The following is a 15,170-nucleotide window of genomic DNA, read 5'->3' as shown; positions in this document are numbered from 1 at the left end:
TGAACAGCGGGTACGAGCATACCAGCACTCCGGGCTCGCCACGACCACGGGGCCGCATCCCGGGCGCGTCACGCTTCGAGCTGACACCGGTGCGGTCACGTCGGATGCCCGTCCGCACCAGGAGACCCTGTTAGCGTTCTCAGGTGCGGATCGTCCGGAGGAGCGCGGCGGCGGCGACGGCGCTCGGGCTGGCGCTCGCGTCGCTGCTGGCCCTGGACGCGTGCACGACGAACGAGCCGGCCGCGCCGCCCACCGCGGGCGCGCGGCCGTCGACCGCGAGCCCGCAGGCACCCGGCCCGGCATCGGGATCCCCGAGGACCGCAGCAGGCGCGGGAGCGTCAGCGGACACGGGGGCCTCGTCGGACACCGCTCCGGGCACGGGCACGGGCGCGGGGGCGGGTACGGACAGCGTCGGCGCGAGCCCCGTCGTGTTCGCCTTCCGCTGCCGGACCACGACGACCAGGAGCGCGACGGACGGCGTCCCCGACGACGACTCCGGCGACGTCACGCTCTTCACCACCTACGCCGCCGCATGGGAGGCCCGGAGCCGCTCCTGCACCGCCGTGCGGATCGCCGGGTCGGTGCCGTCCGACCAACAGCGCGCCGCCGTGGCGGCGGCGGGCGGGGCGCTCGGGCTCCGCGCGCTCGCGGGCCGGTGCGCAGAGGTCGGGACCGGTCCCTTCGACGGCAGGGTGGCCTCCCGACATGCGTTGCTCGAGGCCCGTGCCGTCGTCCTCTACTGCCCGGGGCACCCGCAGATCGCGCGCGTGCGCGCCGCCATCGCCGCGGTCGAGGGCTGAGGGCTGAGGGCTCAGCCTTCCGGGTGGTCGCGACCGGGGAGCCAGGACTTGCCCGGCACCCCCCAGCTCTGCTTGCGCACCGCCTTGAGTGCGGCCTTGCCGTACGGGTGGGACAACCGGTCGGCGTAGAGCACGCCGTCCAGGTGGTCGTACTCGTGCTGGAAGACGCGGGCGAGCCAGCCGTGCGCCTCGATCTCGTACGGGGTGCCGTCGACGTCCTGCGCGCGGAGGATGGCGCCCTCGGCCCGACGGAGCGGGAACCGCTCGCCCGGGATGGACAGGCAGCCCTCGGACTCCTCGTCCTCGTCGAGGTCCGCGTGGGTCTCCGGGACGAGGGGCGACGTCCACAGCACGGGGTTCACCGCCGCGCCCCGCCAGAGCTCGCCGTCGTCGTCCGTCCACGAGAACACGAACAGACGCTTGGCGACCCCGACCTGCGGCCCGGCCAGCCCGACGCCCGGAGCGAGGTCCATGGTGGCGTACATGTCGTCGACGAGCGCACGGAGTCCGTCGTCGAAGGTGGTGACCTCGGTCGCAGGAGCGTGGAGCACGGGATCGCCCGTGATGCGGATCGGGAGGACGGCCATTCGTCCAGGCTATCGGCCAGCCGAGCGGTAGCCTCGACCCCGTGGCGCCGGACCTCGTCGATCTCACCGATCGCATCAACATGACGCCGTTCCAGGCGCTCATGATCCCGGTGGCCCTCGTCGGCAGCGTCTTCCTGTCGCTCGGCGCGCACTTCCAGAGCGCCGGCGTGCACCGCGTCGAGGCGCGCATCGGCAGGCAGTCCGGCGGCCTGTCGGTCCGGCACGTGCTCGCGCTCGTCGGCAGTGGATCGTGGGTGCTCGGCACCCTCATGCTCGGGTGCGCCGTGGTCCTCCAACTCGTCAGCATCACCTTCGCGCCGCTCATCGTCGTGCAGCCACTCGGGGCCGTCGCCCTCGTCATCACGACGTGGTTCTCGACACGCTCCTCGGGCGTCCCGCTCGACGCACCCTCGCGTCGGGCCGTGTGGACCTGCATCGTCGGCGTCGGGATCTTCGTGGGGATCGCCGCGCTCGTCGGACACGAGACGCCGATCTCGCACAGTCAGCTCGTGACGGTGCTCGTCGTCCTCGCCGTCGTGCTGGCGATCGTGCTGCTGTCCTTCCGGCTCGTCCGCAGGCGGCGCAACCCCCTGTACTTCATCGTCGGGGCCGGGATCCTCTACGGCTTCGTCGCCACGCTCGCCAAGGTGACGCTGAACCGTGTGGTGAACGGCACGTTCGACTGGGTGACCGCCGTCGCGATCGCGGGGGTGATCGTCGCCGCGGTACTCGGCGGCTACTTCGTCCAGAACGCCTACGCCAGCGGATCGCCGGACCTCGTGATCGCCGGCCTGACGGTCATCGACCCGATCGTCGCCGTGGGGATCGGCATCGTCGTCCTGCGCGAGGCCACCGGTGCGCCGTGGTTCGCCGTGGCCGGGTTCCTCCTCGCCGCGGCGATCGCGATCACGGGCGTGTTCCAGTTGGCGAAACACCACCCCGAGGCGCGACGCTGAGCGTCGCCCGACGCATCGGGCCCGGCCATGGTCTGTACCGATGCGCAGGACCGGGCCGACCCGCCGACGCCCGGTGGGGGCGTGCGCGGCGAGGCGTGCGGTAGCGTCGGAGGCCAGCCGAGCATGAGACGAGAGGACGACGCGCCCCGTGCCAGGACAGGACGAATCGACGACCACCCCCAGCGGGCGACCGGAGCGGCTCCGCATCCTCCTCGCCGCCGACACCTTCCCACCGGACGTCAACGGCGCCGCGGTGTTCTGCGAACGACTCGCGATCGGCCTCGCCGAGCGCGGGCACGAGGTGCAGGTCGTCGCGCCCGCCGTCAACCGCCACCACGGGACGCACGACGAGGAACACGGCGGCGTCACCTTCGTGGTGCACCGGCTCTTCTCGATGAAGTGGCCGCTCCACTCCTGGCTCCGGTTCGCGTGGCCCTGGACCGTGCGCCGGAACACCGCCCCAATCCTCGACGCGTTCAAGCCCGACGCACTGCACATCCAGTCCCACATCGTGATCGGCCGTGGCATCGCGCGCGAGGCCAAGGCACGCGGCATCCGCGTCATCGCCACGAACCACTTCATGCCCGAGAACCTGCTCGAGTACGCACCGTTCGGACGGTGGACGCTGCCGATCGCCCTCAAGATCGCGTGGGCGGACGCGGCCAGGACGTACCGACTCGCCGACGCGGTCACGACGCCCACCCGGAAGGCGGCGGCCTACCTGCAGGCCGCGATCAAGGCACAGCAGGTGCTCGCGATCTCGTGCGGCATCGACGCATCCCGGTACACCTCGCGTGACCTCCGACCGCCACGGAACGAGATCGTGTTCGTCGGCCGCGTGGCGCCCGAGAAGCAGCTCGACGTGCTGGTGCGTGCCCTGCCCCTCATCCCCGCCGAGCTCGAGGCGACGATCCGCATCGTGGGCGGCGGCGAGATGATCCCGCGGCTGTCCTCGCTCGCCGAGGAACTCGGGGTGGCGGACCGCGTCGTGTTCACCGGGTACCAGTCGGACGAGGACCTCCGGGCAGCGCTGACGAACGCCACCGTCTTCGCGATGCCCTCGACCGCCGAGTTGCAGAGCATCGCCTCGCTCGAGGCGATGGCCTCCGGACTGCCGGTCGTCGCAGCGGATGCGATGGCCCTGCCGCACCTCATCGACGGCAACGGGTACCTGTTCCGTCCGGGCGACCCGCAGGACCTGGCGGACAAGCTCACCGCCGTGCTCGCAGCGCCCGACGACGAGTACCTCCGCATGAAGCGGCAGAGCCTCGACATGATCGTCGACCACGACATCAACCGCACCCTGTCGACGTTCGAGGCGCTGTATCGTGGTGAGCCGGTGCCCGATGGCCCCGGCGCGGGGCGGTAGCCAAGCTGGTCAAGGCAGTCGGCTCATAACCGAACGATCCGCGGGTTCGAGTCCCGCCCGCCCCACCGCCGCCTCCGCCGCGGCGCGTCCGGTCGGTGGTCGTCCTCGGAGCACGCCGCTCGCCCGAGTCGTCCCGCTCGCGTCGGTGCCGGTCGGTAGGGTCAGGGCATGAGGAAACGCGTCGCCGAGACGTCGCAGACGCACGCCCCGAGCCCCGACGTCACGTTCGAGCTGCACCGTGGCGCGACGGGCGTCCGGGTCAACGCGTTCCGTATCGGGTTCATGGGGGGCATCGGCGTCCTCGTCGCGCTCCTCGCCGCGATCCTCCTGCGCGAGCTCTCCACCGTGCTCGTCTACATCGGCGTCGCGGTGTTCGTCGCCCTCGGCCTCGACCCCGTCGTCAACTGGCTCGAACGCATCATCCCGCGGTGGCTCGCGGTCACCGTGGTCGTGCTCGGCGTCATCGGCGCCTTCGTCGGGATCCTGTTCGCGATCGTCCCCGTCATCGTCGACCAGGCCACGAACCTCGTGCAGTCGTTCCCGGACTTCGTGCAGGGGCTGTCGCAGCAGGACTGGGTCCAGGACCTGTCGCGGCAGCTGAACGGCTCGATCAACATCGACGACGCGCTCGGATCGGCGAGCAAGTACGTCGAGGACCCGGGCAACCTCCTCAGCGTCGGCGGCGGACTGCTCGCCGTCGGGACCGGCATCGTCTCGGGGCTGACCGGCGCGGTGATCGTGCTCATCCTCATGCTGTACTTCCTCGCGTCCATGCGGTCGATCAAGCGCATGACGTACCGCTTCGTGCCGGCGTCGCGTCGCGCGAACTTCGCCGACGTCACCGAGCAGATCACCCGGTCCGTCGGTCGCTACGTGGTCGGGCAGATCGCCGAGGCCGTCCTCAACGGCGTGCTGAGCCTCGTGTTCCTCCTGATCATCCGCGCGCCGCTGCCCGTGCTCCTGGCGACGTTCGCGTTCCTCGGCGCGCTGGTCCCGCTCGTGGGCACCCTCGGGGCCGCGATCGTGATCTGTCTGATCTGCCTCTTCGCATCACCCCTCACCGCGCTCGTCGCCGCGATCTACTACCTCGTGTACATGCAGGTGGAGGCCTACGTGATCGCCCCGCGGATCATGTCGCGGGCCGTGCAGGTCCCCGGTGCCCTCGTGGTCATCGCCGCGGTGGCGGGTGGCACGATCGGGGGTGTCCTCGGCGCGCTCGTGGCCGTGCCCGTCGCCGCGTCGGTGATCATCATCGTGCAAGAGGTCATCTACCCCCGGCAGGACCAGCTGTGACGACCGCGGACGGCGACCGACGCGACGGTGGCGATCCGGCCCTCCAGGCGCTGCGTGCCGAGCGCGAGCGGTGGGTGCGGAGTCCACGGGGGCCGCTCGCCCTGGTCAACAGCCAGACCGTCACGGTGCCGCAGCCCGTGTGGCCGGTCCCCGGGACGTGGGCGCCCGCGATCGGTGGGCTCAGCGTCACCGCGACGGCCGATGCCGGGGTCGTCGTGGACGACGTGCTCGTCGACGGGACGGTGCACGTCGCCGGCGACGACGCCGTCGTGGCCTCGGCCGTCCGGTTCGCCGACGGCACCTCCGGCTCCGTCGCCGCGACCACCGCCGGCCACGCACTCCGGGTGTGGGATCCGGCCTCGCCGGCGATCGCCCGCTTCGGGCACATCGGTGTGTTCCCCGTGTCGACGGCGTGGGTGCGGACCGGCGTGTGGCAGCCCGGCGACCGGGAGGGCCGGGGCAGCGTCACCGACGCGGCCGGCGCCCCGCTCCCCGTCGCGGGGACCCTCCGGATCCGGATCGGCGTCGAGGACCGCGCGCTCGTCGTCGTCCGTGCGGGGGACCGGCTCCAGCTCGTGTTCCAGGACGCCACCTCGGGGGAGCGGTCCTACTCGATGGGCCGGTTCCTGTTCCTCGACGATCCCGGTGCGGCCGGTCCGATCACGGTGGACTTCAACCGTGCCGTGCTGCCGCCGTGCGCGTTCTCGTACCAGTACGCGTGCCCGGTCCCGCCGCCCGAGAACCGCCTGCCCGTGCCCGTCGAGGCCGGGGAGACCCACGGGTACGACGCCGACGGCGCCGTCCTGCACTGAGGGCCGCCGCCGACGCGCGCAGCACACTGGCGTTCCCAGCGGTGCCCGTGCATAATGAGCACGTCCCTCGGACGTCACAATCGCATATCGAATCGGTTCCGTCTGCGGAGGCAGGCGTGGTCGTGAGCCTCCGGGTCCAGGTCGATGGGGAAGTCGCACCTGATGATCGGAGGAATCGTGACCCCAGGAACCGTGACGGCCGGACGTCCGGCCACGAGGGGTGTGCTCTACGTGCACTCCTCACCTCGCGCGCTCTGCCCGCACGTCGAATGGGCGGCAGGTCGCGCCATGAACCGCGCCGTGAACTTCTCGTGGCTCGACCAGCCCGTGCTCGAAGGCGCCCGGCGCACCGAGTACACCTGGACGGGTCCGGTGGGCACCGGTGCGGCGATCGCGTCCGCGCTCCGGGGTTGGGAGCACCTGCGGTACGAGGTCACCGAGGACGCGACCGAGCAGTCCGACGGCGGCCGGTGGATGCACACGCCGGACCTCGGCGTGTTCTACGCGCAGACGGACGCTGCCGGCAACGTGGTCGTCCCCGAGGACCGGGTCCGGTACGCCATGGAGCTGGCGGGCAGCAACGCGCTCGAGCTGCACCGCGAGTTACGCCTCGCGCTCGGGCAGGCGTGGGACGACGAGCTCGAGCCGTTCCGGTACGCCGGTGAGGACAACCCCGTCGTCTGGTTGCACCGCGTCGGCTGACCGGCCGCGGATCGTCAGGACACGACACAGGGCCGGGAGCAGACGCTCCCGGCCCTGCGTCGTGTCGCCCGGGCGCGCGGTCAGACGGTCCGGAACGCGACGACCGCGTTGTGGCCGCCGAACCCGAACGAGTTGCTGATCGCGAGCAGGTCGCCGTCCCCGAGCGTGCGTGGCTCGCGGACGACGTCCATGACGATCTCCGGGTCCTGCTCCGTCAGGTTGATGGTGGGCGGTGCGACGCGGTTCGCGAGCGCGAGGACCGTGAACACCGCCTCGATCGCACCCGCACCGCCGAGCAGGTGCCCGGTCGACGCCTTCGTGGCGGACACGGCGATGCCGTCGAGGTGCTCCCCGAACACGCGACGCATCGCGCGGTACTCGGCGACGTCGCCGACCGGGGTGCTCGTGGCGTGCGCGTTCACGTGGACGACGTCCTCTCGCGCGGCACCGGCGTGCTCGAGCGCCTGGATGACCGCGCGGGCGGCCGCGCTGCCCTCGGGGTCGGGGGCGGTGATGTGGAAGGCGTCGGAGGTGATGCCGCCACCGGCGACCTCGGCGTAGATCCGGGCGCCTCGGGCCTCGGCGTGCTCCTTGGTCTCGAGGATGAGCGCCGCTGCGCCGTCCCCGAGCACGAAGCCGTCGCGCGTGACATCGTAGGGCCGGGAGGCCGTGGCCGGGTCGTCGTTCCGGCGGGACAGCGCCTGCATGGCCGCGAACGCCCCGAGGGGCATCGGGTGCAGCGCCGCCTCGGACCCACCGGCGATGACGATGTCGGCGTCACCGGTCGCGACGTGGCGGTAGGCCTCGACCAGGGACTCGGTGCTCGACGCGCAGGCCGAGATGTAGGTGCGGGCACCGCCGCGGGCGCCGAACGCCATCTCGATCGCGGCGGCCGGACCGTTCGCCATGAGCATCGGCACGGTCATGGGGAGCATCCGCCGGGGACCGCGCTCGCGCAGGGTGTCCCACGCGTCCAGCAGCGTGTTGACGCCGCCGATCCCCGTCGCCCAGTCGACGATGAGGCGCTCGGGGACGACGGCTTCGTCGTCGATGCCCGCGTCCGACCAGGCCTCGCGCGCGGCGATGAGCGCGAGCTGCGAACCCGGGTCGAGCCGCTTGACCTCTTGGCGGGTCAGCTGGTCGCCGATGAAGCGGCGGGCCTGCCCGGCGAAGTGGACGGGCAGGTCGTAGCGCTCGACCCAGTCCTCCTCGATGGCGGTGATGCCCGACTCGCCCGCGAGCAGGGCATCCCACGTGGCGGGGGCGGTCGCGGCGAGCGGCGAGATGGCGCCGATCCCCGTGACGACGACGGTGTGCTTGGTGGTCATGGACGACGGTCTTTCTGCAGGACGGACGGTGCGACGGGCGGCGCGACGGGCACCAGGACACGTCGTGGCCCGGACCCGAGGGGATCCGGACCACGACGGGTCAGGCGGTGGTCAGCCCTGCGCCTTGACGATGTAGTTCACGGCGTCACCGACGGTCTTGAGGTTCTTGACCTCTTCGTCCGGGATCTTCACGTCGAACTTCTCCTCGGCGTTGACGACGATCGTCATCATCGAGATGGAGTCGATGTCGAGGTCGTCGGTGAACGACTTGTCCATCTGCACGGTGTCGGTCGCGATGCCGGTCTCGTCGTTGATGAGCTCGGCCAGGCCGGCCAGGACTTCTTCGGTGGACGCTGCCATTGTTCTTCTCCTTGAGGGGGTGTCGATGACCGTGGACAAGCCTAGGGCACGCCGGGTCTGGGGGTTCGGGAGCGCCGCAGGCGGCACGCCGGGTGGAACGGTCAGGGGAGCACGACGACCTGCGCGCCGAACACGAGTCCGGCGCCGAAGCCGATCTGCAGGGCGAGACCGCCGTGGAGGTCCGGGTGTTCCTCGAGCAGGCGGTGTGTCGCGAGGGGGATGCTCGCGGCCGACGTGTTGCCGGTCGTCGTGATGTCGCGGCCGATCACCACGCGCTCCGGGAGCCCGAGCTGCTTGGCGAACTCGTCGATGATCCGCATGTTCGCCTGGTGCGGTACGAACGCGGCGAGGTCCGAGGCCTCCACGCCGGCGACCTCGAGCGCGCGCTTGGCGACCTTGACCATCTCCCACACCGCCCAGCGGAAGACCGTCTGGCCCTCCTGACGGATGGTGGGTTGCTCGCCGCCCGCGCGCCACTCGGAGAACGTGCTCGTCATGCGGATGGCGTCCCACTTGGAGCCGTCGGATCCCCAGACCGTCGGCGCGATGCCCGGGGTGTCGCTCGGCCCGACCACGGCCGCGCCGGCGCCGTCGCCGAGCAGGAACGAGATCGAACGGTCCGTGGGGTCGACGATCTCGCTCAGCTTCTCGGCCCCGACGACGAGCACGTGGTCGGCGACGCCCGTCTTGACGAAGGAGTCGGCCTGGGCGATGCCGTACGCGTAGCCGGCGCACGCGGCGCTGATGTCGTAGGCGGCGGCGGGCGCGGCGCCGATGCGCTCGGCGAGGAGCGACGCCATCGACGGCGTCGCGACGGTGTTCGTGACGGTGGAGACGAGCACGACGCCGATCTGGTCCGCCGTGATCCCGGCGGCCGCGATCGCCTCGCGGGACGCCGCCTCGGCGAGGTCCACGGCCTGGACGCCGTCACCGGCCCGCGCACGGGTGACGATGCCGGTGCGCTGGCGGATCCACTCGTCCGACGAGTCGATCGGCCCGACGAGGTCGTCGTTCGGGACCGCGTGCTCGCCCCGGGCCGCCCCGATGCCGAGGATGCGGGTGAAGGCGTGACCGGTCCGCTGGGCGAGCATCGGGCGCGACGGCGCCGGGTCGAGGACGCCCTCGTCCGCGCTCACGCGGCCGCTCCCGCCGACTCGAGCAGGTCGATCGCGGCGGGGAGGTCCTCGGGCGACTTCACCGCGACGGCCGGCGTGCCGCGCATGGCCCGCTTGGCGAGCCCGACGAGCGCACCGGCCGGCGCGAGTTCGACGATGCCGGTGACCCCGGCGGCGACGAACGAGTCCATGACGGCGTCCCAGTGCACCGGGTTCGCGATCTGCCGCACCATGAGGTCCACGAAGCGGCGGCCGTCGTCGACACGGGAGCCGTCCGCGTTGGTCCAGATCGGGAGGGTCGGGTCGGCCACCGAGGCCGCTGCGGCGAGCGGGGCCACGCGGTCGACCGCGGGGGCCATGAAGTCCGTGTGGAACGCACCGGCGACGCTGAGGGGGACGACCCGGGCCTTGGCGGGCGGCTCCGCGGCGAACGCGGCCAGCGCCTCGACGCGACCGGCGACGACGGTCTGACCGCCGCCGTTGTGGTTGGCGGCGCTGAGCCCGGCCGCCTCGATCGCGGCGGGGAGGGCCTCCTGGTCGCCGCCCAGGACGGCGCTCATGCCGGTCGGCGTGCGGGTGGCGGCGTCGGCCATGGCGCGTCCGCGTTCGGCGACGAGCGCGACGGCGTCCGAGGGGGCGAGCACACCCGCGATCGCGGCGGCGGTGAACTCGCCGACGGAGTGCCCGGCGACGCCGCCGACGAGGGTCCGGCGCCCGTCGGCGAGCAGCGCGTCCGCGGTCACGAGTCCCGCGGCGACGATGAGGGGCTGCGCGAGGGCGGTGTCGCGGATGGTGTCGGCGTCGCTCGTCGTTCCGTGCGCGACGAGGTCGACGCCGATCGCGTCCGACCACGCGGCGACCCGGTCACGGACGGCCGGGTCCTCCAGCCACGGGGCGAGGAATCCGGGGGTCTGCGAGCCCTGTCCGGGGGCGACGACGACGATCACCGGACAATCCTCCCCGGCGTGCAGGGGCACGCGTGTGTGCGGACCGTCACAGAAATCGGGTCCGACATTGTGGGACCCGAACGAAGGGACCCGCCCTGGTGACCGGGACGGTGTCGGTCAGCGCCGTGGCGGTCGGCGTCGTCGCTGGCCCGTGGACTCCGACATCGCCCCGATGATGAGCGCCGACTGCACGATGAGCGCGTCGCGGGCGTGGGTGGCGTCCCACCCGATGACGTCGGCCACCCGGCGGAGCCGGTAGCGGACCGTGTTCGGGTGGACGAACAGCTCCCGCGCCGTTGCCTCGAGGCTGCGTCCCGTGTCGAGGTAGCACCAGAGGGTCTGCAGGAGTTCGCCCGACTGGTCCTTGAGCGGCGTGTAGATCCGCTGGACGAGCGCCGTCCGCGCCAGGGGATCGCCCGCGAGGGCACGCTCGGGCAGCAGGTCGTCGGCCAGCACGGGTCGGGGCGCGCCCCGCCAGGCACGGGCCACCGCGAAGCCGGCGAGGGCGGCCTTGGCGCTCGTCGAGGCGTCGACGACACCCGGGACCTCGTTGCCGAGGACCAGGTGTCCGTCGCCGAAGGACGGTGCGAGGGCCTCGGCGATGGTCGTGAACGAGGTCGGGTCCTCACCCTCGGGTGTGTCGTCCCGGGGCGTGGCCCGGCCGATCACGACGACGAGGCGCGCCCCCTGCACACCGATCAGGACGTCCGCGTCGAGGTGCCGGGCGGTCCGACGGATCGTGTCCACCTCGAGCTGCGGCGGCGCGGTGCCGACGAGCACCGCGACCTCGCCGTGCCCGTGCCAGCCGAGCGCGGCGATCCGGCTCGGCAGCTCGTCGTCGTACTCGCCCGACAGGATCGAGTCGACGACGAGGGCCTCGAGTCGGGCGTCCCACAGCCCGCGTGCCTCCGCGGCCCGGGCGTAGACGTCCGCCGCGGCGAACGCGATCTCGCGGGAGTACAGGAGGATGGCCTCCTGCAGGCCGTCGTCGCCGTCCTTCACGCGGTCCTCGACGACCTCGACCACGACGCGGATGAGTTGGAGCGTCTGCTGCAGGCTCACCGACCGGAGCAGTTCGCGCGGTGCCGCGCCGAAGACGTCGGCCGCGATCCACGGAGTGGCCGCGGGGTCCTCGAACCAGGCGATGAACGACGTGATGCCCGCCTGTGCGACCAGGCCGACGGCCGACCGGCGGCCGGGCGGCATCTCGCCGTACCAGGGGAGCGTGTCCTCGAGACGCTTGATGGTCGCGCTCGCGAGTTCGCCCGACACCTGGCGGAGCCAGGCGAGCGTCCGTCCCCGGTCGCCCGCCCGGCCCAGGGCATCGGCGCGCAGTGCGCTCACGGGCGGGTCAGCTCTCGCCGCCCGCGCTGCCGGTCGTGCCGGCCGTGACGTCCCACAGGCGGTACTTGTCGATCGCCTGACGGACCACCGACGGATCCATCTCACCGCGACGCACGAGCTGCTGCAGTGTCCGCACGACCACCGACGGGCCGTCGATCAGGAAGACCCGACGCGCGGCGGCACGGGTGTCCGAGAAGCCGAAGCCGTCGGCTCCGAGCGTCGCGTAGTCGCTCGGGACGAACTCGCGGATCTGGTCGGGAACCGCGTGCGACCAGTCGCTCACGGCGACGACGGGGCCGTGCGTGCCCTGGAGCTTCTCGGTGACGAAGGGCGTGCGCGGCTGCTCCTCGGGGTGGAGGAAGGCGTCCGATGCGGCGGCGAGGCCGTCACGACGGAGCTCGTTCCAGCTCGTGACGCTCCAGACGTCGGCGGAGACGCCCCAGTCCTGGGCCAGCAGCTGCTGGGCCTCGAGGATCCACGGCACGGCGACACCGGACGCGAGCAGCTGCGCCTTCGGGCCGTCGTGCTCGGCGCCCTTGAGCAGGTACATGCCGCGCACGATGCCGTCGACGTCGACGTGCTCCGGCTCCGCCGGCTGGACGAGCGGCTCGTTGTACACCGTGAGGTAGTACATGACGTTCGGGTCGGCGTGCTTCGGCGAGCCGTCCTCGTTCGTGCCGTACATGCGGTCGAGTCCGGACTGCACGATGTGTGCGATCTCGTACCCGTACGCGGGGTCGTACGCGACCACGGCCGGGTTCGTCGACGCCAGGAGCAGCGAGTGGCCGTCGGCGTGCTGCAGACCCTCACCCGTCAGCGTCGTGCGGCCCGCGGTGGCGCCGATGAGGAACCCGCGCGCCATCTGGTCGCCAGCGGCCCACAGGGCGTCGCCGGTGCGCTGGAACCCGAACATCGAGTAGAAGACGTAGACCGGGATGAGCGGCTCACCCTGCGTCGAGTAGGACGTGCCGACCGCGGTGAAGGCCGCGAGGGCTCCCGCTTCGTTGATCCCGACGTGGATGATCTGTCCCTGCGGGCTCTCCTTGTAGGCGAGGAGGAGCTCGCGGTCGACCGAGGTGTAGTGCTGGCCGTTCGGGTTGTAGATCTTCGCGGTCGGGAAGTACGCGTCCATGCCGAACGTGCGGGCCTCGTCCGGGATGATCGGCACGACGCGGTCGCCGAAGTCGGGCGAGCGGAGCAGGTCCTTGAGCAGGCGGGCGAACGCCATGGTCGTCGCGACCTCTTGCTTGCCCGAGCCCTTCTTGGCGATGGCGTACCGGCCGTCGTCCGGCAGCGTCACCTGCGTGTACCTGGTCCGGCGCTCCGGGACGTACCCGCCGAGGGCACGCCGACGCTCGTGCATGTACTGCACGGCCTCGTCGTCGTGTCCGGGGTGGTAGTACGGCGGCAGGTAGGGGTTCTCGTCGAGCTGCGCGTCCGACACGGGGATCCGCATCTCGTCGCGGAACTGCTTGAGGTTGTCGAGCGTCAGCTTCTTCATCTGGTGGGTCGCGTTGCGGCCCTCGAAGCTCGGACCGAGTCCGTAGCCCTTGACCGTCTTGGCCAGGATGACGGTCGGCTGGCCCTTGTGCTCGGAGGCCGCCTTGAACGCCGCGTACACCTTGCGGTAGTCGTGGCCGCCGCGCTTGAGGTTCCAGATCTGGTCGTCCGTGTAGTCCTCGACGAGTGCGAGCGCCTTCGGGTCGCGTCCGAAGAAGTTCTCGCGGACGTACGCGCCGTTCTCGGCCTTGTACGTCTGGTAGTCACCGTCGGGGGTGCGGTTCATCAGGTTGAGGAGCGCGCCCTCGGTGTCGCGGGCGAGGAGGTCGTCCCACTCGCGACCCCAGACGACCTTGATGACGTTCCAGCCCGCACCGCGGAAGAACGCCTCGAGCTCCTGGATGATCTTGCCGTTGCCGCGCACCGGGCCGTCGAGGCGCTGGAGGTTGCAGTTGATGACGAAGTTCAGGTTGTCGAGGCCGTCGTTCGCCGCGACCTGCAGCTGGCCCCGGGACTCGACCTCGTCCATCTCGCCGTCGCCGAGGAACGCCCACACCTGCTGCTCCGAGGCGTCCTTGATGCCGCGGTTCGTCAGGTACTTGGCCTGCTGCGCCTGGTAGATCGCGTTGATCGGCCCGATGCCCATCGAGACCGTCGGGAACTGCCAGAACGAGGGCATGAGACGCGGGTGCGGGTACGACGACAGTCCGCCGCCCTGGTGCGAGTGCTCCTGCCGGAAGCCGTCGAGCTGGTCCTCGCTGAGACGGCCCTCCAGGTACGCCCGGGCGTACATGCCGGGGGAGGCGTGGCCCTGGAAGAAGACCTGGTCGCCGCCGGACGGGTGGTCCTGCGCGCGGAAGAAGTGGTTGTAGCCGACCTCGTACAGGGCGGCGCTCGACGCGTAGGTCGAGATGTGGCCGCCGACCGCGACACCGGGGCGCTGGGCGCGGTGCACCGTGATGGCGGCGTTCCAGCGGATCCAGCGGCGGTAGCGGCGCTCGAGGTCCTCGTCGCCCGGGAACTCCGGCTCGTTCTCGGGCGCGATCGTGTTGACGTAGTCGGTGGTCGGGACCATCGGCACGCCCAGGTGGAGCTCGCGCGAGCGTTGCAGCAGGCTGAGCATGACCTCGCGCCCCCGGCCGTGGCCGTTCGCGGCGACCAGGCCGTCGAGGGACTCACGCCACTCGGCGGTCTCCTCCGGGTCCTGGTCCTGGGTGTCGGCACCCGCGATCCATGGCTGACGCTGGGGGTCCTGGTCGTTCACCGTCACCGTTGACCTCGTTCGTTCGTGGTGGACATGTCGATGCATCCGTCGCCGGGTCACGACGCGTGGATGGGCGAGACCACTCTAGTTCCCGCGTCCGACGCGCTCGCGCGGCTCGGTGCCAGCGCACGCGCATCGGGCACCGCGCTTGCGTTCGCGTGCCGTCGGCGTAGGATCTCACGTCGTGCGCGCGCCCGCCCGGGTGTGCGCGTGATGCAGCCGGGACCCATGCCGTCCCGCGACCGGGGCAGACCCAGAGAGAAGCACGCCAGATGGCACTCGAGATCGGTTCCCTCGCTCCCGACTTCGAACTGCCGGACCAGCGCGGCGAGCACGTCCGCCTCAGCGACTTCCGCGGGGTGCGTCCGGTGGCGCTCGTGTTCTTCCCGCTCGCGTTCTCCTCGACCTGCACGAGCGAGCTCTGCGCGCTCCGCGACAACATCGCGATGTTCGCCGACCACCGCGTCGAGCTCATCGGCATCAGCGTCGACTCGAAGGCCACGCTCCGCTCGTTCGCCGACTCGAACGGGTACGACTTCACGCTGCTCGCGGACTTCTGGCCGCACGGTGCGGTCAGCAAGGAGTACGGGGTCTTCCTCGAGAAGAAGGGCTTCGCGAACCGCGCGACGTTCGTCATCGACACCGACGGTCGGATCCGCGCCTCGATCATCACCGAGCCGGGGCTCGCACGCGACGTCAGCGAGTACCGAGCCGCGCTCGATCGCCTGACGCCCGCACCCGCCGCCGCCTGAGCCCTGCGGCGAGGGGCCCTGCGGCGAGGGGCCGTGCGGCG

14 protein-coding genes and 1 tRNA gene are annotated in these 15,170 nt (G+C 71.7%); 8 read left to right on the top strand and 7 right to left on the bottom strand.

Annotated features, from left to right (window positions below):
* Positions 1-143 precede the first annotated feature (143 nt).
* Positions 144-800 (top strand): hypothetical protein, encoded by a 657-nt coding sequence (locus DEI86_RS01210; RefSeq protein ID WP_111048600.1) that lies wholly within the window; start codon positions 144-146, stop codon positions 798-800.
* 11 nt (positions 801-811) lie between these two features.
* On the opposite strand, the gene def is transcribed toward DEI86_RS01210, so the two are convergent.
* Entirely contained in the window at positions 812-1,387 is a 576-nt protein-coding gene (def, locus tag DEI86_RS01205) for a peptide deformylase (RefSeq protein WP_111048599.1), read from the bottom strand.
* A gap of 41 nt (positions 1,388-1,428) precedes the next feature.
* On the opposite strand from def, the gene DEI86_RS01200 reads away from it, so the two are divergent.
* From DEI86_RS01200 to DEI86_RS01175, 6 genes are all read left to right on the top strand, one after another.
* The gene (locus tag DEI86_RS01200; RefSeq protein WP_258372037.1) at positions 1,429-2,343 is read left to right on the top strand and encodes a multidrug DMT transporter permease; all 915 of its coding nucleotides are present in this window, start codon (positions 1,429-1,431) and stop codon (positions 2,341-2,343) included.
* 148 nt (positions 2,344-2,491) lie between these two features.
* Positions 2,492-3,712 carry a glycosyltransferase gene (locus tag DEI86_RS01195; RefSeq protein WP_111048598.1) on the top strand — a complete coding sequence of 407 codons (1,221 nt, stop codon included), beginning with the start codon at positions 2,492-2,494 and terminating at the stop codon, positions 3,710-3,712.
* A tRNA-Ile gene (locus DEI86_RS01190) sits at positions 3,703-3,777 on the top strand. The genes DEI86_RS01195 and DEI86_RS01190 overlap by 10 nt, the downstream gene beginning before the upstream one ends.
* 103 nt (positions 3,778-3,880) lie before the next feature.
* On the top strand, positions 3,881-5,005 hold the full coding sequence (locus DEI86_RS01185) for an AI-2E family transporter (RefSeq protein ID WP_111036739.1): 1,125 nt from the start codon (positions 3,881-3,883) through the stop codon (positions 5,003-5,005).
* The gene (locus DEI86_RS01180) at positions 5,002-5,817 is read left to right on the top strand and encodes a DUF1684 domain-containing protein (protein ID WP_111048597.1); all 816 of its coding nucleotides are present in this window, start codon (positions 5,002-5,004) and stop codon (positions 5,815-5,817) included. Before DEI86_RS01185 ends, DEI86_RS01180 begins: the two co-directional genes overlap by 4 nt.
* A gap of 162 nt (positions 5,818-5,979) precedes the next feature.
* Complete coding sequence (locus DEI86_RS01175) at positions 5,980-6,519, top strand: DUF3145 domain-containing protein (RefSeq protein ID WP_258370070.1); 540 nt, start codon at positions 5,980-5,982, stop codon at positions 6,517-6,519.
* 80 nt (positions 6,520-6,599) lie between these two features.
* On the opposite strand, the gene DEI86_RS01170 is transcribed toward DEI86_RS01175, so the two are convergent.
* The 6 genes from DEI86_RS01170 to aceE all read right to left on the bottom strand — a co-directional run bounded on the left by DEI86_RS01170 (position 6,600) and on the right by aceE (position 14,383).
* Complete coding sequence (locus tag DEI86_RS01170) at positions 6,600-7,847, bottom strand: beta-ketoacyl synthase (protein ID WP_111048596.1); 1,248 nt, start codon at positions 7,845-7,847, stop codon at positions 6,600-6,602.
* Between the two features lie 111 nt (positions 7,848-7,958).
* The gene (locus DEI86_RS01165; RefSeq protein ID WP_111008700.1) at positions 7,959-8,207 is read right to left on the bottom strand and encodes an acyl carrier protein; all 249 of its coding nucleotides are present in this window, start codon (positions 8,205-8,207) and stop codon (positions 7,959-7,961) included.
* A 101-nt stretch (positions 8,208-8,308) separates the two neighbouring features.
* A complete protein-coding gene (locus tag DEI86_RS01160) occupies positions 8,309-9,298 on the bottom strand; it encodes a beta-ketoacyl-ACP synthase III (protein ID WP_111048729.1) in 990 nt (329 codons plus the stop codon).
* 41 nt (positions 9,299-9,339) lie between these two features.
* Positions 9,340-10,269 (bottom strand): ACP S-malonyltransferase, encoded by a 930-nt coding sequence (locus DEI86_RS01155; RefSeq protein WP_111048595.1) that lies wholly within the window; start codon positions 10,267-10,269, stop codon positions 9,340-9,342.
* A gap of 117 nt (positions 10,270-10,386) precedes the next feature.
* On the bottom strand, positions 10,387-11,604 hold the full coding sequence (locus DEI86_RS01150) for a CdaR family transcriptional regulator (protein ID WP_181434699.1): 1,218 nt from the start codon (positions 11,602-11,604) through the stop codon (positions 10,387-10,389).
* Positions 11,605-11,620: 16 nt separating this feature from the next.
* The gene (gene aceE, locus DEI86_RS01145) at positions 11,621-14,383 is read right to left on the bottom strand and encodes a pyruvate dehydrogenase (acetyl-transferring), homodimeric type (RefSeq protein WP_375334625.1); all 2,763 of its coding nucleotides are present in this window, start codon (positions 14,381-14,383) and stop codon (positions 11,621-11,623) included.
* 266 nt (positions 14,384-14,649) lie between these two features.
* Between aceE and DEI86_RS01140 the strand changes: the two genes are divergently transcribed.
* The gene (locus tag DEI86_RS01140) at positions 14,650-15,129 is read left to right on the top strand and encodes a peroxiredoxin (protein ID WP_111008703.1); all 480 of its coding nucleotides are present in this window, start codon (positions 14,650-14,652) and stop codon (positions 15,127-15,129) included.
* Positions 15,130-15,170 lie beyond the last annotated feature (41 nt).

This window comes from Curtobacterium sp. MCBD17_028 (assembly GCF_003234875.1).
In the GTDB taxonomy this organism is placed as follows: Bacteria; Actinomycetota; Actinomycetes; order Actinomycetales; family Microbacteriaceae; genus Curtobacterium.
Note: the sequence above shows the minus strand (reverse complement) of the source record. Positions and strands in the feature narration are given on the sequence as shown.